Here is a 23,683-nt window from a genome sequence, read left to right as displayed (position 1 = left end):
GGTTTGAACCGACGCCGGTCCGTGCCACCAGAATTCAGGCCAGCCATGACGCGCAACGCCGTCTCCCTCGATGACAAATACGACCTCTCCAAGGAGCGGATTTTCGTATCGGGCACCCAGGCCCTGATCCGCCTCACCCTGATGCAAAAGGCGCTGGACGAGGCGGCCGGGCTCAGGACGGCGGGCTATGTGACGGGTTACCGGGGCTCGCCGCTCGGAGCGCTCGACCAGCAGTTCCAGCGCGCGGCGCGGCTGCTCGGGCCCCGCGACATCCGTTTCCAGCCGGCGATCAACGAGGACCTGGCCGCGACCGCGCTGTGGGGTACGCAGCAGGTGGCGATGCGGGGCGAGGGCCGCGTCGATGGCGTCTTCGGCATCTGGTACGGCAAGGGGCCGGGCGTCGACCGTTCGGGAGACGCCTTCCGCCATGCGAACCTGGCCGGCACGTCGGCTCTTGGCGGAGTGATCGCCCTGATGGGCGACGACCATACCTGCGAAAGCTCGACGACGGCTCATCAGTCGGAATTCGCAATGGTCGACGCGATGATGCCGATCCTCAATCCGGCCGGCGTGCAGGAGATCCTCGATTTCGGCCTCTACGGCTGGGCGTTGTCGCGCTTCTCCGGCATCTGGGCCGGCGTCAAGCTGGTCAAGGACAACGTGGAATCGACGGCATCGATCGACGGGCGGCTGGGGCGCGTGACGCCGGTCCTGCCCGATTTTCCGTTTCCCCGGGGTGGGCCGCATATCCGCCCCAACGATCATCCGCTGACGCAGGAAGCGCGGCTTCACGAGGTGAAGCTGCCGGCGGCACGCGCGTTTCTTGAAGCCAACGCAATCGACAAGGTGGTGCTGTCGGGCGGCAGGAAACGGCGGATCGGCATCGTCTCGACGGGAAAGAGCTTCCTCGACTGCCTGGAAGCGCTCGACGTGCTGGGCATCGACGAGGTGCGTGCCGCCGACTTCGGACTGGCGCTCTACAAGGTCGGCTGCACCTGGCCGCTGTCGGCCGCCGGCATCCGCTCCTTTGCCGAGGGGCTGGAGCTCCTGATGGTCGTCGAGGAAAAGCGGCCGCTGATCGAGGCCCAGGCCAAGGAAATCCTGTATGGCGCGGCCAACGCACCGCGCATCATCGGCAAGACGGACGAGGAAGGCGCGCAGCTGTTCCGCACCGCAGGCGCACTGGAGGCCAACGAGATCGCGGTGGCGATCGGCGAGCGCCTGCTGGCCCGCATGCCGGACGAACGCCTGTCGTCCCGCGTCGAACACCTGAAGGCGCTGCAGCGGCGGCTGAAGGCGACGAGCGACGTTGCCACGCGCATCCCCTATTTCTGTGCCGGCTGCCCGCACAATTCCTCCACCCATATCCCCGAGGGCTCGCGCGCCTATGCCGGTATCGGCTGCCACTACATGGTGCAATGGATGGACCGGGGAACCGAGGGCTATACCCAGATGGGCGGCGAGGGCGCCAACTGGGTGGGCGAGGCGCAATTTTCCAGGCGCGGCCATGTGTTCCAGAACCTCGGCGACGGCACCTACAACCATTCGGGCGTGATGGCGATCCGCGCGGCCAAGGCGGCCGGCGTCAACATCACCTACAAGATCCTCTACAACGACGCGGTGGCGATGACCGGCGGCCAGACCCATGACGGCGGCCTGACGGTTGCGGATATCGCCCGGCAGGTCGCGGCCGAAGGCGCGGGGCGGGTCGTCATCGTCTCAGACGAGCCGGAGAAATATCCGCCGGCGACCACCTGGCCGCCGATGACCTCCATCCACCACCGCGACGAACTGATCGAGGTGGAAAAGGATCTGGCCGCTACGCCCGGCCTGACGGTGCTGATCTACGACCAGACCTGCGCGGCGGAAAAGCGACGGCGGCGCAAGCGCGGCACCTTCCCCGATCCGGATGAGCGGGTGATCATCAACGAACTGGTCTGCGAGGGCTGCGGCGATTGCGGCAGGCAATCGAATTGCGTCGCGATCCAGCCGGTGGAGACCGAGTTCGGACGCAAGCGGCAGATCGACCAGTCGTCCTGCAACAAGGATTTCTCCTGCCTGAAAGGGTTCTGCCCCTCCTTCGTCAGCGTCAAGGGCGGCAAGCTGAAGGGCCGGGCAAGCACGTTCCCGCAGGCCCCGCAGGTGGCGGAGCCGGAACTCGCCCCGCTTTCGGAGACCTGCTCGATCCTGATCACCGGCGTGGGCGGCACAGGCGTCGTCACCATCGGCGCCATTCTGGGCATGGCGGCGCATCTGGAGGGTCTCGGCTGCGGCATCATCGACATGGCGGGTCTCGCGCAAAAGGGCGGTGCGGTGACGAGCCACATCAAGCTCGCGCCCCGGCCCGAGGATATCCGCACGATCCGCGTGGGAGCCGGATCGGCCGATCTGGTGCTTGGCTGCGATATCGTGGTGGCGGGTTCGGCGAAGGTGCTGTCCTCTCTGGATCCCGCGAAGACGGTCGCCGTGGTCAACACGCATGAAACGCTGCCCGGCGATTTTGCCCGCGACCCGGATTACTCCCTGCCGTCGCGCAGGCTGGTCAGGGCGATCAGCGAGGCGTCCGACGAGGGCAGGAGTCGTTTCGTCGATGCGACGCGTCTGGCGACCGGTCTCTTCGGCGATGCGATCGCGGCGAATATGCTGATGCTGGGATTCGCCTGGCAGACGGGCACGGTGCCGCTGCCGAGGGCGATGATCGAAGAGGCGATCCGGCTGAACGGCGCATCGGTTGCCATGAATCTTGCCGCCTTTGCCTGGGGGCGGGTGGCGGCAGCCGACCCGCAAGCGGTCGAAAGCGCATTGAAGCGGGCGAAGGCGGCCGGCGGCCACCGGCGTATCTCCGAAACGCTGGACGAGGCGATCGAGCGCCGGGCCGACCATCTCACCGGCTATCAGAATTCCGCCTATGCCAAGCGCTACCGTGCGCGGGTGGCAGCATTGCGCGCCAGCGAGAAAGCAATTGGCAGGGGCGAGGAAATCACGCGCGCGGCTGCCGAGGCGCTGTTTCGCCTGATGGCGATCAAGGACGAATACGAGGTGGCGCGGCTTTACACCGACGGGAATTTCGCCAGGCAATTGCGGGAGACTTTCGAGGATTACCGTACGCTCGAATTCCATCTCGCGCCGCCGGTTCTGACCCGCATGGACGCGAAGACCGGCAGGCCGGCCAAGATCCGTTTCGGGTCCTGGATGTGGCGGGCATTCGCTCTGCTTGCAAAGACGAAGGGGCTGCGCGGCACCTTTGCCGACCCGTTCGCCCGCACGCAGGAACGGCGGGACGAACGGAGGCTGCTTGCCGAGTATGAGAATATCGTCGACGAAATCGCGGCGACGCTGAGCGCGGAAAATTACGATGCGGCGCTTGCCCTTGCCCGTTCGACCGACCGCGTGCGCGGGTTCGGGCCAGTGAAGGCGGCAGCCATGCGGGAGGCGGAACGGCAGACGGTCGATCTGCTTGCCGCATACAGGGGACAGGCCACGGTCCGGGCGGCGGCGGAGTAGGTCAGGTCAGGACCATTCCACGCTGGCCGTCAGCATGTAGCCCGAGCCGTAGATGGTACGGATGACCGGCGTGCCGTCGTCGCAGGACAGCTTCTTGCGGATACGGGAAATGCGCACGTCTATCGCCCGGTCGAGTGTGTCGTCCCGTCCGCCGTGATCCAGCAGGTAATCCCGCGACAGCACGCGTTTCGGCGCGCGCAGAAGAGCTTCGAGAAGCGCGGCCTCTCCCGTCGGTAGGAACGTTTCCTCGCCATTGGGCGCGACGAGGCGATGGGACCGAGCCTCATAGGTCCAGCCGTTGAACCGGGCCACCTCGCGCCCGCCCTCGGGCCTGGCATCGCCCTGCAGGCGGCGCAGGAGCGAGCGTATACGGGCGACGACCTCGCGCGGGTCGAACGGTTTGACCACGTAGTCGTCGGCGCCGATTTCCAGCCCCATGATCCGGTCGGACGCATGGGTGCGGGCGGAAAGCACGATGATCGGCACGGCCGTTTTCGTCCGCACCCGGTTTATCAGTTCCATGCCGTCCATGTCCGGCAGGCCGAGGTCGAGCAGGATGACGGTCGGCTGACGGCGGTCGATTGCCGATAGCAGCTCCGCACCGCTTGCGAAACACTCCGCCCGGAAGCGATAGGTGCCGAGCGTTTCGGTGAGGAGCGCGCGGATATCCGCCTCATCCTCGACGATATAGACGAGAGCGTCATCCGTCGTCGCCTTGCGGGGATCGCGCACGGGGTCAGGATGGGTCATGGGCCAGAATCTCGCTCATCGTCTGCGCCAGCATGCGTGTTGTGAAAGGTTTTTCAAGCACCGGGCATGCGATTTCTTCCAGCGCCCTGCCGCCGCCGGCCTGGCGATAGCCGCTCATCAGCGCGACCGGAAGGTCCGGGCGCAGGCTGCGCAGGGTTTCGGCGAAGGCGGTGCCGCTCGTCCGCCCCGGCATCACGATGTCGCTCAGCACGGCCCGGATCTCGTCTACCTCGCGCACCAGATCCAGGGCGTCGGCCGGGTCGTTCGAAACGAGGACGCTGAAGCCGAGCGCGCAAAGCTGGTCGCGCACCACCTCGGCAACGTCATGCTCGTCGTCGACGAGGAGTACCAGCTCGCCGGCGGCGATCGGCTCCGGCGCCTCGCTGCCGTCGCCCGAGGCGCGCGCTCCTTCCGTCGCCGGCAACAACATGCGGACTTTCGTGCCGCTATCCTTCTTGCTTTCGATATCGATGCCGCCGCCAGTGCGGGCTACGATGCCGTATACGGTAGGCAGGCCGAGGCCGCTTCCGGTGCCGAAGGCCTTTGTGGTGAAGAACGGATCGAAGGCCTGGCGCAATGTCTCCTCGTTCATGCCGCTTCCCGTGTCGCAGACGAGGATTTCCGCATAAAGGCCGGCCGAAAGGCCAAGAGAGGCCGCCTGGTTTTCATCGAGATCGCGGCGTGACAGGCAAAGCTTCAACGTGCCCCCATCCGGCATGGCGTCCCGCGCGTTGAAGGCCAGGTTGATCAGCGCGTTCTCGACTTCGGCGGCATCGATCACCGCTTCCAGGGCCGCATCGGCGATTTCGGTCTCGATGGCGACCGTACGCGGCAGTGAGGCCGAGAGAAGGCGGCCGACATTGGACAGCAGGCCGGCAAGCCTGATCCGGTCCTGCCGGCCTTCGTCGCCGCGGGCGAAGGCGAGCAGCCGGCGGGTGAGGTCCGCGCCACGTTCGGCCGCATGCAGGATCGGGTCGAGATGGACGGCAAGATCCGGCATGGCCGGTTCGTCGGCAAGCCGTTTCAGCGCCAGCGTGTTGCCGGTGACGATCGTCAGCAGGTTGTTGAAATCATGGGCGAGCCCGCCGCTCAGCTGTCCGACCGCTTCCATGCGCTGCGCCTGCGCAAGGGCAGCCTCGCTTCGCTTCTGGTCGGTGATGTCGAGGGACAGGACGAAGCAGCCGAGCGTCCGTCCGTCCAGCGTGCGGTCGGGAATGAGCGTCGAGCGCATATGCGCCAGGCGTCCCGTCGAAAGCTTGCGGGCATACTCGTAGGAAACCGCATGGCCATCGAAGGCGCGCGCAAAATGGGGCGCGAGGTCGGGAAAGAGTTCCGGGCCGGCCACCTCTTCCGCCGTGCGGCCGATGATGGAGACCGGCGTGTGGCCAAACCACTTTGCATAGGCGCGGTTGGCAAAGCGGAATACCGGGCCCGGTCCAAGATAGGCGATGAGCGCGGGTACGTTGTCGGTCACGAGCCTCAGCCAGTCCTCGCTCTGCCGCAAGGCGCGCGTGCGCTCCAGGACGGTCTGTTCGAGGTTTGCCTGGTGACGGCGTTCATGGGTGACGTCGGTGTAGGTCGTCACGAAACCGCCCTGCGGCAGGGGCGCCCCCGCGACAAGGATAACCTGGCCGTTCGGCCGCACCCGCTCGAAGGAATGGGATTCAAAAAGGGCTGCCCGTTCGAGCCGGCGCCGCACCATCGTCTCGATATCGCCGGGGCCGTATTCGCCGCGGCCGGCAATCACCCGGAAAAAGTCCTCCAGCGGCATGCCTCGCCGGGCAAGCCACAGCGGCAGGTCGAGCATCTCGAACAGACCGCGGTTCCAGGCAAGCAGGTTCAGTTCCGCGTCGAAGACGGAAAAGCCCTGGTTGATGTGATCGAGAGCAGCCTGCAGCACGTCGAGCCGGGCGTGGTCGGCATCGGTCTCACGCGCCGTCGGCAATGGATTCGAGTCCGACTGCATGGGGGGATATTAGGGAATCCAGACAAAAGGGGAAGTCGGTCATGCGAGGGAGGGGGTTACAAACGGGTGCTGGCGGGATTTCTGCATTCTTTTCGCCGCCATGCTAGAATTGCCGTGCGGGAGGGTGACATGGAACGCAGGCTCGCCGCAGTGCTTGCCGCCGATATGGCGGGCTATTCCCGGTTGATGGAGGCCGACGAGCAGGGAACGCTTGCGCGGCTGAGGACCCATCGTATCGAGCTGATCGACCCGGCCATCACCAAGAACAACGGCAATATCATCAAGACGACCGGCGACGGCATGCTGGTCGAGTTCCAGAGCGTGGCGGACGCCGTGCGCTGTGCCGCGGAAATCCAGGAACGCATGCGCCGCCGCAACGCCGACGTCCCGGAAGACCGGCGGATCCAGTTCCGGATCGGCATCAATCTCGGCGACATCATCTTCGACGACGGCGACATCTATGGCGATGGCGTGAATGTGGCGGCCCGCCTGGAGCAGCTTGCCGACATCGGCGGCATCTGCGTGACGCAGGCCGTCTACGAACAGGTCTGCGACCGGCTGGAGGTGGCTTTCGAGGACCTGGGCGACAAGGCGCTGAAGAACATCTCGCGGCCGATGCGGGTGTGGCGCGCGGTGATCGGCATGCCGGCAACGCAGCCGGGACCGGGCGGGGACACGAGGCCGCAGGCGGTCGTCAAGCCGGTGATCGCGGTGCTGCCCTTCGACAACATGAGCGGCGATCCGGAGCAGGAATTCTTCGTGGACGGCCTGACGGAAGACATCATTACCGAATTGTCGCGCCGGCATGAGCTTTTCGTCATCTCGCGCAATTCGAGCTTCGTCTACAAGGGCCAGCCGGTGAACATCCGCGACGTGGCGAAGACGCTGGGCGCACAGTTCCTCGTCGAAGGCAGCGTGCGCAAGGCGGGCAGCCAGCTTCGCGTGACCGTCCAGCTCATCGACACCTCTGTCGACAGGCATATCTGGGCGGAAAAATACGACCGCAAGCTCGACGACGTCTTCGCGATCCAGGACGAGGTGACCTCGGCGATCGTCGCCACCTTGCCGGGGCGGGTGGAAGCGGCCCAGCAGGACCGGCTCGTGCGCAAACATCCCGCCAGCATGGCCGCCTACGAATGCGTGCTCGCCGCCAAGGTGCGGCATCACCGCAGCAGCAAGGAAGAGAACCTGGAGGCGCAAACGCTGATTGAACGGGCCCTGAAACTCGATCCGGACTATGCCCATGCCCACGCATGGCGCGGCTGCATCCTGGGACAGTCATGGGTCTATGGCTGGTGCGAGAACAAGGAGGCGACCTTCGCCGAGGTCGTCTCGGAACTGGAAAAGGCGCTGGCCCTCGACGACGACGACGCCGACGTCCATCGCATCCTGGCGGCCATCAACGTCAACCGGAACGACCTGACCAAGGCCCGCTATCACCAGGAACGGGCCCTGGCCCTCAATCCCAATTACGACCTCGTCGTGGTGCAGCAGGGCGAGTTGCTGACCTGGCTCGGCCAGCCGGACGACGGGGTGCACTGGATCAGGAAGGCAATGCGTCTCAATCCGCACCACCCGGAGAGGTTCTGGAGCCATCTCGGCAAGGCTCATTTCGCCGGGCGTCGCCATGGCGAGGCGATCGAGGCCTTCCTGCACATGACGGCGATGGACGTGATGCAGCATGCCTTCGTCGCCGCCGCCTATTCCCATCTGGGCGACCGTACGGCGGCGGAGGCCCATGCCGCCCGAATCCGCGCGCTCGATCCCGCCTTCCGCATCGGGGACTTCCTGGAGACGCTCCACTATGCCCGGCAGGAGGATGTGGAGCATCTCCGCGAAGGTTTGCAAGGAGCCGGATTCGCCGCGTGACACGGCGCTCGATTGACATTTTCTGCTGAAACAATTCGTTGCAATTGGCACATACTGGCGCAACGACGGCTGGCTAACGTTATCATCCTGACAAAAACGCTACGTCAAATCGGCGGGAAAAACGCCCTTGTAAAAAGGGCTTGATCCGCGGCCAAAAGCGGGCGTTTGATACGTCACCGAAAACGACCCCGATAACGGGGCGGCAATGAGGGGAAGAAACGTTATGGCAGGGTCGCCCGTCGTCGAGCGCCTCGACGAGGACACCTTTCCCAAAATCCTTCTTCGCAACGCCCGTGTCTTCGCCGACCGGCCGTCGATCCGCGAGAAGGACCTCGGAATCTGGCAAACGTGGACGTGGGCGGAAGTGCTCGACGAAATCCGCGCCTTCTCGATCGGCCTGAAGCAGAGCGGCTTCAAGTCCGGCGACAAGATCGCGATCGTCGGCGCCAATCGGCCGCGTCTTTACTGGACGATGGTTGCGGCACAGGCCCTGGGCGGCGTGCCGGTGCCCGTCTATGCGGATTCCGTGGCCGAGGAAATGGTCTACGTCCTACAGCATGCGGAAGTGCGTTTCGCCGCCGTCGAGGATCAGGAGCAGGTGGACAAGCTGCTTTCGATCGCCGACCGGCTGCCGCTTCTGGAGCATATCGTCTACGACGATACGAGGGGCCTGCGCGACTACGACCATACGCGCCTGCACAGCTTCGAAGGCATCCAGGACGAGGGCCGCAAGGCCGTCGCGGCCGACAGCGGCGCGATCAAGGCCTGGGAGGCCGGGATCGCCGAGACGAAGGGCTCCGACCTTGCGGTCATGCTCTATACGTCCGGCACCACCGGTCAGCCGAAGGGCGTGATGCTTTCCTTCGACAACCTGGTCATTTCGGCGCGCAACGGCAACACCTTCGACAAGCTCGACGAGCATGAGGAGATCATTGCCTACCTGCCCATGGCCTGGATCGGCGACCATGTCTTCTCGCTCGCCCAGGCCTATACGGCGGGATACTGCGTCAACTGCCCCGAAAGCGTCGAGACGGTGCTGTCCGACCGACGCGAGATCGCGCCGACCTATTTCTTCGCTCCGCCGCGCGTCTTCGAAGGCCTGCTCACCCATATCATGGTGCGCATGGAAGACGCCGGGAAGCTGAAGCGGAAGCTTTTCGACTACTTCCTCGACGTTGCCCGCGAGGTGGGCGAGCCGATCCTGAACGGCGAGCAGGTCTCCTTCGGCGACAGGCTGAAATACCGGCTCGGCGAGCTTCTGGTCTATGGGCCGCTGAAGAACCAGATGGGCTTCAACAGGCTCAAGGTCGGCTACACGGCCGGCGAGGCGATCGGACCGGAAATCTTCCGCTTCTACCGGGCGCTGGGGCTGAATCTGAAGCAGCTCTACGGCCAGACGGAAGCGTCGGTCTACATCACGATGCAGCCCGACGGGCAGATCTTCGGCGATACGGTGGGCACGCCCGCTCCAGACGTCGAGATCAAGATCGCCGACAGCGGCGAGGTGCTCTATCGCTCGCCAGGCGTGTTCGTCGGCTACTACAAGAACGAAGAGGCGACGAGTTCGACCAAGACCGCCGAGGGCTGGGTCCATACGGGCGACGCCGGCTTCATCGACGATCGGGGCCACCTGAAGATCATCGACCGGGCCAAGGATGTCGGCAAGCTCCAGTCCGGCTCGCTTTTCGCTCCGAAATATATCGAGAACAAGCTCAAGTTCTTCCCGAATGTGAAGGAAGTGGTGGCGTTCGGCGATGGACGGGAGTTCAGCGGCGTCTTCGTCAATATCGACCTGACGGCGGTGGGTTCCTGGGCCGAGCGGAACAACGTCAACTACGCCTCCTACCAGGAACTGGCCGCGCATCCTCAGGTCTACAAGATGATCGAGGAGCATGTGGACCAGGTGAACCGCGATCTGGCTTCCGAGCCCATGATGGCCGGCGCGCAGATCAAGCGGTTCCTCATCCTTCACAAGGAACTCGATGCCGACGACGGCGAACTGACGCGTACGCAGAAGGTGCGCCGCTCCTTCATCGCCGAGCGCTATGCGCCGCTCATCGAGGCGCTCTACGACGGTTCGAAGACGTGCCATGTGCGAACGGAAGTCACCTTCGAGGACGGCCGCAAGGGCGCGATCGAAGCGAATATCCAGATCCGCGACATGAAGACTTACGAGCCGGTTGGCGGTATCACCAGGGAGGCCGCCGAATGAACGCCCATGTTCAACCGCAACCCGTGCCGGGCAGCGGCATCGCCAGGGGCGACGTGCTGCTGCAGGTCGACAACGTCTCGCTGTCCTTCGGCGGCGTGAAGGCGATCACCAACATCTCTTTCGACATCCGCAAGGGCGAGATCCGCGCGATCATCGGCCCGAACGGCGCGGGCAAGACGTCGATGCTGAATGTCATCAACGGCTTCTACCATCCGCAGGAAGGCACGATCACCTGGCGCGGTGAAAAGCGGCGCAAGATGAAACCCTACGAGGCGGCGAGCCAGGGCATCGCCCGCACCTTCCAGAACGTTGCGCTCTTCAGGGGCATGACCACGCTCGACAACATCATGACCGGGCGCGGGCTGAAGATGAAGAAGAGCTTCTTCTGGCAGTGCCTGCACTGGGGGCCGGCGCTGACGGAGGAAATCGAACACCGCCGCAGGGTCGAGGAGATCATCGACTTCCTGGAAATCCAGGCAATCCGAAAGACGCCGGTCGGCCGGCTGCCCTACGGACTGCAAAAGCGCGTGGAACTTGCCCGCGCGCTTGCCATGGAACCCGATCTTCTGCTGCTCGACGAGCCGATGGCCGGCATGAACCTCGAAGAAAAAGAGGACATGAGCCGGTTCATTCTCGACGTGAACCAGCAGTTCGGCACGACGATCGCGCTGATCGAGCATGATATGGGCGTGGTGATGGACCTGTCCGACCGGGTGGTCGTGCTCGACTACGGGCGCAAGATCGCCGACGGCCCGCCCGAGGAGGTTCAGGCGAACCAGGACGTGATCGACGCCTATCTTGGCGTTCCCCACGGCTGAGAGGATAGGGCGGCAGTATGACATTCTTTATCGAGACCGTACTTTCCGGCCTGATGGCGGGCGTGATGTATTCGCTCGTGGCGCTCGGCTTCGTGCTGATCTTCAAGGCTTCGGGAATCTTCAATTTCGCGCAGGGCGTCATGTGCCTCTTCGCGGCGCTGACTTTTGTCGGCATCATGGAAAAGACCGGTGTTCCCTGGCCCGTTTCCTTCGTGCTGACGGTAGGCGTGATGGTGGCTCTGGCCTGGGTGATCGAGCGCTTCGTGCTCAGCCATCTGGTGAACCAGGAACCGATCATCCTGTTCATGGCAACGATCGGCCTGGCCTATTTCCTGGAAGGTTTCGGCGACCTGCTGTGGGGCTCCGACGTCAAGGTGCTCAACATCGGCCTGCCTTCGGGTGCCTCCGACTGGATGCTCGACAGTTTCGACATCTATGTCGAGAAGCTCGAGGTGGTTGCCGCCGTTACCGCGGCGCTGCTGGTGACGGTGCTTGCGGTCTTCTTCCAGAAGACGCGCGTGGGACGGGCGCTGCGCGCGGTGGCCGACGATCACCAGGCGGCCCTTTCGGTCGGCATCTCGCTGCGTTCCATCTGGGTCATCGTGTGGTCGGTCGCGGGCATCGTCGCCCTCGTCGCCGGCATCATGTGGGGCTCGAAGTCCGGCGTGCAGTTCTCCCTGTCGCTGATCGCGCTGAAGGCACTGCCGGTGCTGATCCTGGGCGGCTTCACCTCGATCCCCGGCGCCATCGTCGGCGGCCTGATCATCGGCGTCGGCGAAAAGGTCGCCGAGATCTATGTGGGTCCGATGGTCGGCGGGGCGATCGAAAACTGGTTCGCCTACATGCTGGCGCTCGCCTTCCTGCTGGTCCGTCCGCAGGGTCTCTTCGGCGAACGCATCATCGAACGCGTGTAACAGGGCAAGGTAAGGAAAACGCTCATGCTCTATCGTGAGGCCGGTCAATTCAAGACGACCTACGCGGCCGACCAGGCGATCTTCCCGATTGCCCAGGATAAATGGGTGGTGATCGCATTCGCCGCGATTGCCTTCATCGCCGTCCCCTTTCTGGTCAACGACTACTGGACGAACGCGGTATTCCTGCCGCTGCTGATCTACGGTCTTGCCGCGCTCGGCCTGAATATCCTCGTCGGGTATTGCGGGCAGATCTCGCTCGGCACCGGCGGCTTCATGGCGGTGGGAGCCTTTGCCTCCTACAAGCTCATGACGTCGTTCCCGGAACTCAATATCGTGTTCGTGGTGCTGCTCTCGGGCGGGATCACGGCCCTGGTGGGTGTGATGTTCGGTCTGCCGAGCCTGCGCATCAAGGGCTTCTATCTCGCGGTGGCCACGCTTGCGGCGCAGTTCTTCCTGATCTGGCTCTTCAACAAGGTCGGCTGGTTCTACAATTATTCGGCGACCGGCCAGATCAGCGCTCCCGACCGCGCGATCTTCGGGTTGACGGTCACCGGTCCCACGGCGCTTCCCTGGGTCAAGTACCTGTTCTGCCTCGGCTTCCTCGCGTTCTTCGCGCTGGTTGCCAAGAACGTGGTTCGCGGGCGGATCGGGCGCAACTGGATGGCCATTCGCGACATGGACATCGCCGCCGAACTGATCGGCGTGCGGCCGCTGCAGACGAAGCTTTCCGCCTTCGCCTTCTCGTCCTTCTATGTAGGCATGGCCGGTTCCCTGCTGTTCGCCGTCTATCTCGGCGCGGTGGAAGTGACGGAAGCCTTTTCGATCAACGTCTCGTTCCTCGTGCTCTTCATGGTGATCATCGGCGGCCTTGGATCCATCCTCGGCTCGTTCCTCGGCGCGACGTTCCTGGTGCTGATGCCGATCATGCTGAAGAACGCGATGGTCGACGGCATGGGACTGCTGCCTGTCTTCGCCAAGCACGTCGAAATCATGCTGATGGGGCTTCTCATCATCTTCTTCCTGATCGTCGAGCCGCACGGGCTTGCGCGACTTTGGCAGATCACCAAGGAGAAGCTCCGGCTCTGGCCCTTCCCGTACTGAGTTGCGCGAAAACACAAACCCCACAAGCCGCGACTTGGAACTCATTCACCTGACAGACTGAACCCTAGGGAGGAAATTAGGGATGAAACTCAGGAATTTGGCGACTGGCCTTGCCGCATTGGCGGTAGCTGCGCCGCTGGCGATCTCCGCCGTCTCGGCCTATGAGCTGACCGTTCCCTCGCTCGTCTACCGCACGGGCCCCTATGCCCCCAGCGGCATTCCCTTTGCCAACGGCTATGCGGATTACTTCACGCTGCTGAACGAGCGGGACGGCGGCATCAACGGCGCGCATGTCAACCTGATCGAATGCGAAACCGCCTACAACACCCAGCAGGGCGTTGAATGCTACGAAAACACCAAGGGTCAGGGCGAGTCCGGCGCTCTCGTCTACCAGCCGCTTTCGACGGGTATCTCCTATCAGCTGATCCCGAAGGCAGCCGTTGACGAAATCCCGATCTTCACCATGGGCTATGGCCGCACATCGGCCGCCGACGGCAAGGTCTTCCCGTGGATCTTCAATCCTCCGGGAACCTACTGGGACGTTGCCTCGGGCATGGTGAACTACGCCGGTGCGATCGAGGGCGGCCTCGACAAGCTCAGCGGCAAGACGATCGCGCTCGTCTATCACAACTCCGCTTACGGCAAGGAGCCGATCCGCACGCTCGAGGAACTCGGAAAGAAGCACGGCTTCAAGCTTGAGCTCCTGCCTGTCGATCATCCCGGCCAGGAACAGAAGGCGACCTGGCTGCAGGTCCGGCGCCTGCGTCCGGACTGGGTCTTCATGTGGGGCTGGGGCGTGATGAACCAGGTGGCGATCAAGGAAGCCGCCTCCATCCGCTTCCCGATGGATCGTTTCATCGGCGTGTGGTGGTCCGGTTCCGAACAGGACGTGCTGCCGGCCGGTGCCGACGCGAACGGCTACCTCTCCGCGGGCTTCCATGCGCCGGGCGCGGACTTCCCGCTGCATCAGGAAATCCTTTCCAAGGTCTATGACGCCGGCAAGGGTGCGGGTGACCGCGATCGCGTCGGCGAGGTGCTCTACAACCGCGGCCTGATCGCGGCTGTCTGGACCGTGGAAGCCATTCGCAAGGCGATGGAAATCAAGGGTTCGAACGAGATCCGCGGCAAGGACGTGCGTGACGGCCTCGAAGCTCTCGACGTGTCCGAGGAACGCCTCGCCGAACTCGGCCTGCCGAACTTCACCTATCCGGTGAAGCTGTCCTGCGCCACCCACTCCAATCCGGGTACCTCGCTGATCCAGCAGTGGGATGCGGGTGCCGGGCAGTGGAAGGTGATCGCGACCGGCATCGAGCCCGACCGCAGCATCATCGATCCGCTGATCGCGGAAGATGCCGCAGCCTACGCGAAGGAAAACAACATCACCCCGCGTGAGTGCAACTAAGCGGTTCGGCGCGGCCCGACAAAGGGCCGCGCCAGCCCACCGGATTCAGCCGGACCGGCCCCAGCAAGGGTCGGCGGCGACAATGAAGAAAAGCAACGATCCGGCCGGTCCCGATACCGGAGAGCCTGGAGCTGACAATGAGTGAGACGTCCGCGCAGCCGATCCTGTCGGTGAACAACATCGAAGTGATCTACGATCATGTCATCCTGGTGTTGAAAGGTGTCTCGCTCACCGTTCCGGCAGGCGGCATCGTGGCCCTGCTCGGCGCGAACGGTGCCGGAAAGACGACAACCCTGAAGGCCGTGTCCAACCTGCTTGGCGCCGAACGCGGCGAAGTGACCAAGGGGTCGATCGTCTTCAAGGAGGAGCAGGTAGAGGCGCTCTCGCCGAACGATCTCGTTCGCCGTGGCTGCATCCAGGTGATGGAGGGACGCCACTGCTTCGGCCACCTGACCGTCGAGGAAAACCTGATGACCGGCGCCTATACCCGCAAGGACGGAGCGGGCGCGGTCAAGGCCGACCTCGAGATGGTCTATGACTATTTCCCGCGCCTGCGCGAGCGGCGCTCCAGCCTGGCGGGCTATACGTCGGGCGGAGAGCAGCAGATGTGCGCGATCGGCCGGGCGCTGATGAGCCGTCCGAACATGATCCTGCTCGACGAGCCGTCGATGGGCCTGGCACCGCAGCTGGTCGAGGAGATCTTCGAGATCGTCAAGGTTCTGAACGAGAAGGAGGGCGTTTCGTTCCTTCTTGCCGAGCAGAACACGAATGTCGCGCTCCGCTACGCCACCTATGGCTATATCCTGGAAGCCGGGCGCATCGTGCTCGACGGCGACGCCAAGGCGCTGCGGGAGAACGAGGACGTCAAGGAGTTCTATCTCGGCGTCGGCGGCGAGGGACGCAAGTCGTTCCGCGAAGTCAAGCACTACAAGCGGCGCAAGCGCTGGCTGGCCTGACCGACCGTCGCAGCCGGGACATCAGAAAGAGTATCTGCCATCGAGAGGACGCTCGTAGCGCGGGCGAAGCATCAGTCATGACCGGCGAGCACTTCGATAGCCTGGAAACCAGGAGCCAAGACGAGCGCGAGGCCGATCTTTTCCGTCGTCTTCCGGGCCTGGTCGCGCATGCCGCAGCCAATGCCGAAGGCTGGGAGCGGCATCTTGCCGGCGTCAATCCGGAAACGTTGACGTCGCGCTCGGCCCTTGCGCACCTGCCGGTGATCCGGAAACCGGAATTGCTTGAAGCGCAGGCGGAAATGCCGCCATTCGGCGGTTTCGTGGCTGGCGAGCCGGCAAGTTTCGGGCGAGTGTTCCTGTCGCCGGGGCCGCTGTTCGAGCCGCAAGGCGAGGGCGCCGATCCGTGGAATGGGGCGCGAGCGCTCTTTGCCGCCGGGTTCCGGCGCGGCGATATCGTTCACAACACGTTCTCCTATCACCTGACACCGGGCGGCTTCATCCTCGACCACGGCGCGCGGGCTCTTGGCTGCGCGGTTTTTCCAGCCGGCGTCGGCAACACGGAGATGCAGCTTGAAGCGATCAGCCGCCTCCGGCCGACGGGCTACACAGGCACGCCCGACTACCTCAAGGTGCTGCTCGACAAGGGTGACGAGGCGGGCATGGATGTGTCTTCCATCACCAAGGGCCTTGTCTCGGGCGGAGCGCTGTTTCCCTCGCTCAGGGCCGAATATGCCGAACGAGGCGTAACGGTGCGCCAGTGCTATGCCGTGGCCGAACTTGGTGTCATCGCCTATGAAACGGCGATCGACGAAGGCATGGTCGTCAATGAGGAATACATCGTCGAAATCGTGCGGCCCGGCACGGGCGATCCGGTGCCGGACGGCGAGGTGGGCGAGATCGTCGTCACCGGCTTCAACCGGACCTATCCGATGATCCGCCTGGGAACCGGCGATCTCTCCGCGGTCGTATCGGGCGCTTCGCCCTGCGGGCGCACCAACATGCGCCTCAAGGGCTGGCTCGGCAGGGCGGATCAGCGCACCAAGATCAAGGGCATGTTCGTCGATCCGAAGCAGGTCGCGGAAATAATCCGCCGCCACCCGGAAATCGCGAAAGCGCGCCTGATCGTGGAACGGTCGGGCGAGCAGGACGTGATGCGGCTGCGCTATGAAAGCAATGCGGAAGATAGCGGGCTCGGCGCGGCCATCGCCGATACCCTTCGCGATATCACCAAGCTCAAGGGCGCGGTGGAAAGAGTGACGCCTGGCACCTTGCCGAACGACGGCAAGGTCATCGCCGATGAGCGGAAATACGACTGAGGCCGATTGGTCCTAGGCAGCGCCGCTGCGCAGCAGGTCGTGCAGATGGATGATGCCGACGGGCTTGCGGTCCTCGACCACGAAAACGGCGGTAATCGACGCGGCGTTGATGAATTCCACCGCCGACGCAAGCAGCATGTCCGGCCCGATCGTCCTTGGCGCTTTGGTCATGACATCGGTTGTCTTCATATCGAGCAGGTTGGAGCGCAGGTGGCGGCGCAGGTCGCCGTCCGTGATGATGCCGACAAGCTCGCCCGCAGTATCCAGAATGCCAAGGACGCCGAAGCCCTTTTGTGTCATCAGCACGATGGCATCGCCCATGGCCGTATCCTCGCCGGCGAGCGGCATCATGTCGTTCCGATGCATGATATCGCGGGCATGCTTGAGGCTGGCGCCGAGTTTGCCGCCCGGATGAAACACGCCGAAGTCCTGGGCCGTGAAGCCGCGGGATTCAAGCAGGGCGATTGCCAGGGCATCGCCGAGAGACATCTGGATGATCGTCGAGGCAGTGGGCGCCAGACCATGCGGGCAAGCTTCCGTGACGCGCGGAAGTTCCAGCACCAGGTCGGCGGCCGACCCGAGCGAGCTTTCGCGCCGCGACGTCAGCGCGATGAGCGGCACCTTGAAGCGGCGCGTATAGGCGATAATGCTCGCCAGTTCCTGGGTCTCGCCGGACCAGGAAATCGCGATGACCGCATCGTCCGGGGTGACCATGCCGAGATCGCCGTGGCTCGCTTCGGAAGCATGAACGAAGAACGCGGGTGTACCCGTTGAAGCGAGCGTTGCCGCCAGCTTGACGCCGATATGGCCGCTCTTGCCGATGCCGGTGACGATGACGCGGCCTTTGAGGTTCAGGATCAGATCGACTGCTGTCCGGAACGGGCCGCCCAGACCGTTGGTCAATGCCGTCTGGAGGGCTTGCAGACCCGCGAATTCCGTGGAAACGGTCCGCAAGGCGGAGGCGATCGGCAGGTCATCCTGTTCGCTTCCAGACCCCGATACGACAGCCGATCCTTGGGTTTCCATTCTCGTTTTCCTGCATCTTGCCGTGCCCGACGGCGAATGCGCCTCAATAGACCAGGGTTCCGACATCGACAACCCTCTATACGGGAGGCAATGATGTCCGAACGCTCAGTCCAGGTTGCATCGCGTCATCGAAGTTGGCTCCTCGAAAGGGTGTATTAACCCTAACGATCGATGATCGAGCTGTGCTTGCGGGTCGGCCCGCATGGTCCGGTTCGATTGGTCAGGCGATGTTCCGTCTTCGCAATCATTTTCTATTCCTCGCACTGAGCCTGCCTTTGGCGGGCTTGCCGCCGCTTGCCGCGCGGGCGCAGGATGCCGGCCTGCGCGGAGCCATTGATGCAGGCGATACGGGCCTTATTGCGGCGGGCGAAGAGCCCTTTGACGCCATAGACCCCGCGTCGGATGTCGGTACGACCGATAGCGGCGGACCGAATGGCGGAAGCTCTTCCGCCTTGCCGCTCGCTTCGACCGGCGAGGCCGTGGAGCAATTGGCCCCTGGCGGGCGAACGCGGCCTGTCCAGCCGTTTTCGGAGAGATTGCGTGCGCTGAACCGACAGCTCCCGACAGCAGGGGAAAGCACTCCGGAGCAGGACGGCGTATTTGGGGGCGATACCATTCGCGACCAGGCGCAAGGACTGAGAGCGGGGACGTTCCTGCTCTATTCGGAACTCTTTACCGGGCTTGGATGGACGGACAATGCCGCCGGGGCGGCTGGCGGTTCGCCTGGCGGCTACTATCGCGTCGCTCCAAGCCTCAGGGCGACCTCCAACTGGTCGCGGCATGAACTCGGCGTTTCGCTGCGCGGCAGTTTCACCGGGTTCCCGCAGGAACCCTCGGACAACGACCCGTTCTTCAATGCCAACGCCGATCTCCGGCTCGATCTCAGCGACGAGACCGTTGCCGACGTGATCGGTCGCTACACGTTCTCGACCGAGGAGCGCGGAACCGCGGAAGCGAGCGGCACGAATCAGGACGTGCACGAACTCGGCCTCGGCCTCCGGCTCAGCCGCGACGTCGGCCTTGTCGGTGTAACGGCGGGTGCCGACGCCGACTATACGACCTATGTGGGCGTCGACGTGCCGGGTTCGGTCGGCGACCGAGACAACGTGGTGGCCGCCGCAAGCCTTCGACTGGACGGGTTGAGCGGGGCAACGGCTGCGCCCTTCGTCGAGGGCTCGCTGCTTGGCCGACACTATGTCGAAGGCTGCACCGGGGTGCCCGGCTGCGAGGATCGCGATTCGACCGGCTATGCCCTGCGCGGCGGCCTGACGCTCGATGCCGGCCCCAAGCTTCGTGGCGAACTGGGCGCCGGCTGGCGCGTCGAATACCTGGAAGAGCAAGGCCTCGACAACCTGCAGGGCCTTCTGGTCGACGGCTCGCTGATCTGGTCGCCGACACGCCTGACCACCGTTACGGCCAGCGTCGATACGACGTTCGAAGGAACGACAATCGTTGGTGCGTCGGGTTCGATCATCTATTCGGGAGATCTCGTTCTCTCGCATTCCCTGTCCGACGATCTCGCCGTGGAGGCGGGTGTCGGATATTCGCTGCGCCGCTACGAAGGGATCTTCCTCGAAGAGCGCGACACGACAGCTACCGCCGCCCTTACCTGGGCGTTCGCCAGCAACATTGCGCTGCAGACGCGCTACACCTTCCACCGCTTCGACACGACGCAGGCAGGCGGTGACTACGACGCGAACACGATAGAGGCCGGATTGCGATTCCGGCATTGAAACAGGAACTTCCGCCGGGCGGATCGCCGCACTGGAGGAAGAGGACAGATTTTGAACGGCCACGCTTCGGACACGATGTGCTGCTTGAGAAAAGCGAGCGGATCGTGGGCGCGGCCCCTGGAGGGGAAGATTGGATCATGATGGTATCTGCCAGCGACAAGCGCGCCCGGCGGAACGGGCGGATGGCATCACTTCTTTTCGGCGCGGTGCTGGCGCTTGGAGCAGCCTTTCCAGGCAAGGCGCTCGCCGACCGCAGCTTTGAGCGATGGGTAGCCAGTTTCTGGCCGACCGCGCATGCCGCCGGCGTGTCGCGCGCGACATATGACGCCGCCCTATCCGGTCTGACACCGGACGCCGATACGATCCGGCTGATGGAAAAGCAGTCGGAGTTCGTGAAGCCGATCTGGGATTACCTGGGTTCGGCAGTCTCCGATACCCGCGTGGAGACCGGCCGGCAGATGCTGAAGGACTATGCCGAGGTTCTCTCCCGCATCGAACGCCGGTTCGGCGTCGACAAGGAAGTGGTGCTGGCCGTCTGGGGCATGGAAACCAACTATGGCAGCTTCAAGGGCGAGCACTATGTCGTTCGCGCGCTCGCCACGCTTGCCTACGCCGCGCCGCGCCGCCAGTCCTTCTGGCAGCAGGAACTGGTGACTGCTCTTCTCATCATCCAGGCGGGGCATGTGAGGCCCGCGGACATGGAGGGGTCCTGGGCCGGCGCCATGGGGCATACGCAGTTCATGCCGACGAGCTGGAAGCGCTTTTCCGCCGATTATGACGGCGATGGCCGCCACGATATCTGGACGAACGTGCCGGACGCTCTTGCCTCGACAGCCAACTACCTGAAACAGCATGGCTGGGTTTCGGGCAAGACCTGGGGCTATGAGGTTACGCTGCCGCGTGGCTTCAATTACGGTCTCGCCGACGGCGAAACGACATTGTCCCTGGCCGAATGGGCAAGGCATGGCGTGACGCGAACCGGGGGCCGCAGTTTTCCGCGTCCGGATGATCGTGCCGAGCTGATACTGCCCGCAGGAGCCAACGGGCCTGCCTTCCTGATGCTGAAGAATTTCTTCGTCATCAAGCGCTACAACAACGCGAATGCCTATGCGCTGGCCGTCGGCCATCTCGCGGACCGTATCCGTGGCGGCGAGCCGCTGCGCACCGCCTGGCCACTCAATGCATTGCCGCTATCGCGGGAGCAGACGGTTGACCTGCAGAACCTCCTGAACCGGAGGGGGTTTTCCGTGGGTGAGGCCGACGGCATGGTAGGTCCCGCAACCCGGCGTGGGATCATGGCCTATCAGCGCGCGGTCGGTCTCGTGCCCGATGGCTATGCGTCGGTTATCCTGCTTCAGGCGATCCGCTCGGACGGCTGAAGCCGGTCCCACCACCGGGATTTCTTCGAATAGCGGCGGCTGGATGTTTTCGTCCGGCCGCCGGACGTTTTATGATAGTGCGCTGTCGGCAGGAGGACATTCCTGTCCTTCAGGTGATCCCACCTGAAGGAAATACACTCCAAGCGGACTGAGGGAGACGGGCGTGAGCAGGTTTGCGAGGCATATTTGCGGAGGAGCTTTGACCTTCGTGCTCGCGCTGATGCTGAGCCTGCCCGTGACGCTCACCGTCATGCCTGAGCCCGCCTATGCCCAGCAGGGGCAAAGGGAATCGTCGGGCTTCAATCCGTTGCGCCCGCTTTTCCGCCTGTTCGGGATCGATGGTGGCAGCCGCAAGCGCGAACGGCCGCAGCAGGAAGAACCGGCAAAGCGCAAACAGCAAGCCAGGCGGGAACCGGCCAAGCCCGTGGTCGTGGAAGACCCCAAGGACGAGGATGCCCGTACTGTTCTGGTGGTCGGCGATTTTCTTGCCGACGGTCTGAACGACGGGCTCGTTGCCGCCTATGCGAAAACGCCGTCGATCAAGGTCGATAAGCTGATCTTCGCGAATAACGGCCTGTCGGACCAGCCGGAGCCCGATTATCCGACCCGCGTGACGCAGGCGCTCCAGGGGCGGGACATCTCGGTCGTGGTGATCTTCACCGGCGCGGGCGATGCCCGCGATCTCGTGGAAGGCGGCGCGACGCTCGAATTCAAGACACCCGCCTGGGAGGAGGCCTATAAGCGGCGCATCGACAAGCTTGCCAAGGCGGTCCGCTTCCAGAAACGCCCTCTCATCTGGGTAAGCCTGCCGCCGACCAAGGGGCCGCAGAACCGCGTCAATCTCGTTTATCTCAACGAACTGACCAAGGCGCGGGTGGAGGCGGCCGACGGCATATTCGTCGATATCTGGGACGTCTTCATGGGGGAGGACGGCAAATACACGTCGTACGGGCCGGATGTGGAGGGAACGCGGCGCCAGCTGCGGCCGAAGAGCGGCGTCGGCTTCACCTGGCCCGGCAATCGCAAGGTAGCGTTCTTCTGCGAGCGAGAAATTGCCCGTGTCATCGGTCCATCCGGTGCCTTCGCTTTCGATGGCGTGGAGGATGATCCGAATTTCATCGTGCTCACCGGCCGCACCACATCGCCGGAAACCGAGCTTGCCGGCGGCGAGGAAGGTTTGCCGCCCCCCGTGGCGGACACCGTCCAGCACCGCTTGATCGTGAAAGGCGAAGCTTTGGCGCCGGTGATTGGCCGTATCGACGATTACCGGCTGCGCTGAACCGCGACATTTGCCGGAAAGCCCGGAAAATTGGGCATCGCGGGATCAAAGCTACTTAATATTCACTATTAAGAATTCAAATAGCTCCGTTCTGTGCACATGGGGACGGACAATGGGTGAAGTGCGGTGGACGATGTCCATCCTCGGCCGGTTTCTTGTGATGGTCGCAAGCGCCGCCGTTATCATGCTGGCGGGCAGCGGTTACGCTCTGTTCATGTTTCGCGAACTGCTCGCCGAGCGACTGTCCGACCCGGCTCAGGCAGCCCTGCTGACCGGCGCCCGGGCTTCGTCCCACATCGATTCATTGATTCTGGAGGAAGTCGTCCAGATCGCATTGGTCTGCCTCCCGGTCGGGGCGTTGTTCCTGGCGGGTGCGGTGTATCTGGGTCTCGGGATCAAGCGCCCGTTGTCCGCTCTGCAAAAGGGACTCGACCGCTTGTCGGAAGGCGATCTCGAGGTTGCGATCGCTGGTGCCGACAGGAGCGACGAGATCGGTTCGATCGCGCGTTCGGTCGTGAATTTCCGTGCCAACCTCGTCCGCAAGGCGGAAGAGGATGCAAGCATGCAGCTTCGCCACCAGAGCCAGATGGAGGGGCAGCGAAAGGAAGCGCTGAAGGAAGTCGCCGACAGGTTCGAAGCATCCGTGATGGGCGTGGTGCGCACGCTTGCGAGTGCCGCGGGCAAGGTCGGCGACAACGCCAATGCGCTGGGCAAGGCGGTGAACGCCTCGACGCAGGTTGCGGGAAATGCCAGCGAGGCTGCGGTAGAAGCCTCCAGTTCCGTCGAAATGGCTTCGGACGCCGCCGAGGCGATGGCAACGTCCATCGGCGAGATTGGCCGGGAAATGCGGCTGGCCGCGGAGATGGCGTCCAAAGCCGTCGAAGAGGCCCGCTCAACGGATGCGATCGTCGGCAGGCTGGCGGAGTCCGGCAGAGCCATTGGCGAGGTGGTCGAGTTGATCAATCAGATCGCCGACCAGACCAACCTCCTTGCGCTCAATGCGACGATCGAGGCGGCTCGCGCGGGCGAGATGGGCAAGGGCTTTGCCGTCGTCGCGAACGAGGTGAAGGTCCTGGCCGGCCAGACCTCCAAGGCGACGGAAGAAATCGCGGGCCAGGTGGCATCCGTGCAGACGGTTGCCGATCAGGCAGTCGAAGCGATCCGCACGATTGCGGCGACGATCGAGCGCATCAACGAGATTTCCGACACGATCCTCGGCGCGGTGCAGAAGCAGATGGCCGCAACGGGCGAGATCTCCCAGAGCGTGGAATTTGCAACGCAGAGCACGCGCAGCGTCACATCCAACATGGAAGAACTCAGTCGTACTTCCGATACGACCCGGGCCGCTTCCGAACTGATGCGGGAAGCGTCCGGAGAACTGGCGGCGCTTTCCGGCGACCTTCAGCAACAGGTCAGCGGGTTCCTGTCGAACATCCGGGCCGCGTGACCCTCGCACCC

Annotated in this window: 16 protein-coding genes; 13 read left to right on the top strand and 3 right to left on the bottom strand. The window is 63.9% G+C overall.

The window, feature by feature from the left end; all coding sequences use genetic code 11:
- The first annotated feature begins 45 nt into the window (after positions 1–45).
- On the top strand, positions 46–3,504 hold the full coding sequence (locus H2509_RS09480; RefSeq protein WP_182164659.1) for an indolepyruvate ferredoxin oxidoreductase family protein: 3,459 nt from the start codon (positions 46–48) through the stop codon (positions 3,502–3,504).
- A 6-nt stretch (positions 3,505–3,510) separates the two neighbouring features.
- On the opposite strand, the gene H2509_RS09475 is transcribed toward H2509_RS09480, so the two are convergent.
- Together H2509_RS09475 and H2509_RS09470 are read right to left on the bottom strand one after the other, a co-directional pair.
- Positions 3,511–4,254, bottom strand: a complete 744-nt coding sequence (locus tag H2509_RS09475; RefSeq protein WP_182164657.1) for a response regulator transcription factor — start codon at positions 4,252–4,254, stop codon at positions 3,511–3,513.
- Positions 4,241–6,199 carry a PAS-domain containing protein gene (locus H2509_RS09470; RefSeq protein WP_209001887.1) on the bottom strand — a complete coding sequence of 653 codons (1,959 nt, stop codon included), beginning with the start codon at positions 6,197–6,199 and terminating at the stop codon, positions 4,241–4,243. The genes H2509_RS09475 and H2509_RS09470 overlap by 14 nt, the downstream gene beginning before the upstream one ends.
- Before the next feature lie 150 nt (positions 6,200–6,349).
- On the opposite strand from H2509_RS09470, the gene H2509_RS09465 reads away from it, so the two are divergent.
- From H2509_RS09465 to H2509_RS09430, 8 genes are all read left to right on the top strand, one after another.
- Positions 6,350–8,089: an adenylate/guanylate cyclase domain-containing protein gene (locus tag H2509_RS09465; RefSeq protein WP_182164653.1), complete on the top strand. Its 1,740-nt coding sequence runs from the start codon at positions 6,350–6,352 to the stop codon at positions 8,087–8,089.
- Positions 8,090–8,312: 223 nt separating this feature from the next.
- Positions 8,313–10,301, top strand: a complete 1,989-nt coding sequence (locus H2509_RS09460) for an AMP-binding protein (RefSeq protein WP_182164651.1) — start codon at positions 8,313–8,315, stop codon at positions 10,299–10,301.
- Complete coding sequence (locus H2509_RS09455; protein ID WP_182164649.1) at positions 10,298–11,119, top strand: ABC transporter ATP-binding protein; 822 nt, start codon at positions 10,298–10,300, stop codon at positions 11,117–11,119. Before H2509_RS09460 ends, H2509_RS09455 begins: the two co-directional genes overlap by 4 nt.
- A 17-nt stretch (positions 11,120–11,136) precedes the next feature.
- Entirely contained in the window at positions 11,137–12,033 is an 897-nt protein-coding gene (locus tag H2509_RS09450) for a branched-chain amino acid ABC transporter permease (RefSeq protein ID WP_182164647.1), read from the top strand.
- 24 nt (positions 12,034–12,057) lie between these two features.
- The gene (locus H2509_RS09445; protein ID WP_182164645.1) at positions 12,058–13,134 is read left to right on the top strand and encodes a branched-chain amino acid ABC transporter permease; all 1,077 of its coding nucleotides are present in this window, start codon (positions 12,058–12,060) and stop codon (positions 13,132–13,134) included.
- Between the two features lie 82 nt (positions 13,135–13,216).
- Positions 13,217–14,536 carry an ABC transporter substrate-binding protein gene (locus H2509_RS09440; protein WP_182164643.1) on the top strand — a complete coding sequence of 440 codons (1,320 nt, stop codon included), beginning with the start codon at positions 13,217–13,219 and terminating at the stop codon, positions 14,534–14,536.
- A gap of 137 nt (positions 14,537–14,673) precedes the next feature.
- Complete coding sequence (locus tag H2509_RS09435) at positions 14,674–15,492, top strand: ABC transporter ATP-binding protein (RefSeq protein ID WP_182164641.1); 819 nt, start codon at positions 14,674–14,676, stop codon at positions 15,490–15,492.
- A 77-nt stretch (positions 15,493–15,569) separates the two neighbouring features.
- The gene (locus tag H2509_RS09430; RefSeq protein ID WP_182164639.1) at positions 15,570–16,808 is read left to right on the top strand and encodes a phenylacetate--CoA ligase family protein; all 1,239 of its coding nucleotides are present in this window, start codon (positions 15,570–15,572) and stop codon (positions 16,806–16,808) included.
- A gap of 12 nt (positions 16,809–16,820) precedes the next feature.
- Here the strand turns inward: H2509_RS09430 and H2509_RS09425 are convergent, their stop codons facing one another.
- Complete coding sequence (locus H2509_RS09425; protein WP_182164637.1) at positions 16,821–17,834, bottom strand: KpsF/GutQ family sugar-phosphate isomerase; 1,014 nt, start codon at positions 17,832–17,834, stop codon at positions 16,821–16,823.
- A gap of 227 nt (positions 17,835–18,061) precedes the next feature.
- Here H2509_RS09425 and H2509_RS09420 point away from each other — a divergent pair, with 227 nt between their 5' ends.
- From H2509_RS09420 to H2509_RS09405, 4 genes are all read left to right on the top strand, one after another.
- A complete protein-coding gene (locus tag H2509_RS09420; protein WP_182164635.1) occupies positions 18,062–19,567 on the top strand; it encodes an outer membrane beta-barrel protein in 1,506 nt (501 codons plus the stop codon).
- 182 nt (positions 19,568–19,749) lie between these two features.
- Positions 19,750–20,946: a lytic murein transglycosylase gene (locus H2509_RS09415; RefSeq protein WP_235974825.1), complete on the top strand. Its 1,197-nt coding sequence runs from the start codon at positions 19,750–19,752 to the stop codon at positions 20,944–20,946.
- 208 nt (positions 20,947–21,154) lie between these two features.
- Positions 21,155–22,225 carry an SGNH/GDSL hydrolase family protein gene (locus H2509_RS09410; protein ID WP_456243048.1) on the top strand — a complete coding sequence of 357 codons (1,071 nt, stop codon included), beginning with the start codon at positions 21,155–21,157 and terminating at the stop codon, positions 22,223–22,225.
- Positions 22,226–22,337: 112 nt separating this feature from the next.
- The gene (locus tag H2509_RS09405) at positions 22,338–23,672 is read left to right on the top strand and encodes a methyl-accepting chemotaxis protein (protein ID WP_182164629.1); all 1,335 of its coding nucleotides are present in this window, start codon (positions 22,338–22,340) and stop codon (positions 23,670–23,672) included.
- The last annotated feature ends 11 nt before the right edge of the window (positions 23,673–23,683 follow it).

Origin of the sequence: Stappia albiluteola, from assembly GCF_014050225.1 — a bacterium.
GTDB lineage: Bacteria > Pseudomonadota > Alphaproteobacteria > Rhizobiales > Stappiaceae > Hongsoonwoonella > Hongsoonwoonella albiluteola.
This window is presented reverse-complemented; position numbering and strand designations above follow the sequence as displayed.

Bases quoted from the DNA above. Each gene is read 5' to 3' on its own strand.
- H2509_RS09480 (WP_182164659.1), top strand. From the start codon at position 46: ATGACGCGCAACGCCGTCTCCCTCGATGACAAATACGACCTCTCCAAG.
- H2509_RS09475 (WP_182164657.1), bottom strand. From the start codon at position 4,254: ATGACCCATCCTGACCCCGTGCGCGATCCCCGCAAGGCGACGACGGAT.
- H2509_RS09465 (WP_182164653.1), top strand. From the start codon at position 6,350: ATGGAACGCAGGCTCGCCGCAGTGCTTGCCGCCGATATGGCGGGCTAT.
- H2509_RS09460 (WP_182164651.1), top strand. From the start codon at position 8,313: ATGGCAGGGTCGCCCGTCGTCGAGCGCCTCGACGAGGACACCTTTCCC.
- H2509_RS09455 (WP_182164649.1), top strand. From the start codon at position 10,298: ATGAACGCCCATGTTCAACCGCAACCCGTGCCGGGCAGCGGCATCGCC.
- H2509_RS09450 (WP_182164647.1), top strand. From the start codon at position 11,137: ATGACATTCTTTATCGAGACCGTACTTTCCGGCCTGATGGCGGGCGTG.
- H2509_RS09445 (WP_182164645.1), top strand. From the start codon at position 12,058: ATGCTCTATCGTGAGGCCGGTCAATTCAAGACGACCTACGCGGCCGAC.
- H2509_RS09440 (WP_182164643.1), top strand. From the start codon at position 13,217: ATGAAACTCAGGAATTTGGCGACTGGCCTTGCCGCATTGGCGGTAGCT.
- H2509_RS09435 (WP_182164641.1), top strand. From the start codon at position 14,674: ATGAGTGAGACGTCCGCGCAGCCGATCCTGTCGGTGAACAACATCGAA.
- H2509_RS09430 (WP_182164639.1), top strand. From the start codon at position 15,570: ATGACCGGCGAGCACTTCGATAGCCTGGAAACCAGGAGCCAAGACGAG.
- H2509_RS09425 (WP_182164637.1), bottom strand. From the start codon at position 17,834: ATGGAAACCCAAGGATCGGCTGTCGTATCGGGGTCTGGAAGCGAACAG.
- H2509_RS09420 (WP_182164635.1), top strand. From the start codon at position 18,062: ATGTTCCGTCTTCGCAATCATTTTCTATTCCTCGCACTGAGCCTGCCT.
- H2509_RS09415 (WP_235974825.1), top strand. From the start codon at position 19,750: ATGGCATCACTTCTTTTCGGCGCGGTGCTGGCGCTTGGAGCAGCCTTT.
- H2509_RS09405 (WP_182164629.1), top strand. From the start codon at position 22,338: ATGGGTGAAGTGCGGTGGACGATGTCCATCCTCGGCCGGTTTCTTGTG.